1 protein-coding gene is annotated in these 970 nt (G+C 70.6%); it reads left to right on the forward strand.

Annotated features, from left to right (window positions below):
• The coding region (gene thiL / locus PA598K_RS21750; protein ID WP_128658986.1) for a thiamine-phosphate kinase at window positions 1-970 on the forward strand (970 nt) is incomplete at both ends.

Raw genomic sequence — 970 nt, forward strand, 5'->3', positions numbered from 1 at the left:
CGTCGAGCCGCTGCCTGCCGGACCGGCTGACGGGGCCGGCTGGCGACAGCTGCTGACGGTCGATACGATGGTCGAGACGGTGCACTTCCTGCCGGAGACGATGTCCGAGGAGGACATCGGCTACAAGGCGCTCGCCGCCAACATCAGCGATATCGCAGCGATGGGCGGTCTGCCACGGCATGCGCTCGTCACAGTGAGCGCGCCGCCAGCTTGGGGGCCGGAGCGGCTGCGACGGCTCTATGACGGGCTCTATCGCTGCGCCGAGGACTACGGCGTCGCGGTAGTGGGCGGCGATACGACATCGGCGCCGCAGCATCTGGTCGTCAGCGTCACGCTCACTGGCGCGGTAGAGAGCGGGGCGGAGCTCACGCGCGCGGGCGCGCGGCCCGGCGACGCTGTCTTCGTCACCGGCCCGCTAGGTCGGTCGGCGGCGGGGCTGCACTATCTGCTGGCGGCGGGGCAGCGGGAGAGCCGAGGAGCCACTGCATCTGGCGATGGCGCTGCGACGGAGCGCGCCGCAGCAATTGCATCCGGGGACGGCGGGACTGCCGTCCCGCTGGAAGCGGCGGAGACAGACGGCACAGCGGCGCTCGTCCGCGCCCATCGGCGGCCCCGGCCCTCGGTGGAGGCCGGACGCTGGCTCGTTGCCAGCGTAGCATGCCGTTCGCTCAACGATGTGAGCGACGGTCTGGCTAGCGAGGCATGGGAGATCGCCGAAGCCTCCGGCGTCTCGCTCGTGCTGCGCGAGGACTGGCTGCCGCGCGCTGGCTCGTTGGCGAGCTACGGCAGCGCTGTCGGCATCGATCCGCTGACGTGGATACTCTACGGCGGCGAGGATTATGCGCTCGTCGGTACGATGGATGCCGATGCGGTGGCGACGGCCAAGACGGAGCTTGGCCGTCTCGGGATTCCTTTCTACGTCATCGGGAAGGCGCTGCCTGCGGCCGGCGCTCCGGGGGTATGGCTGGGG

This window comes from Paenibacillus sp. 598K (genome assembly GCF_003851045.1).
Lineage (GTDB): Bacteria > Bacillota > Bacilli > Paenibacillales > Paenibacillaceae > Paenibacillus_D.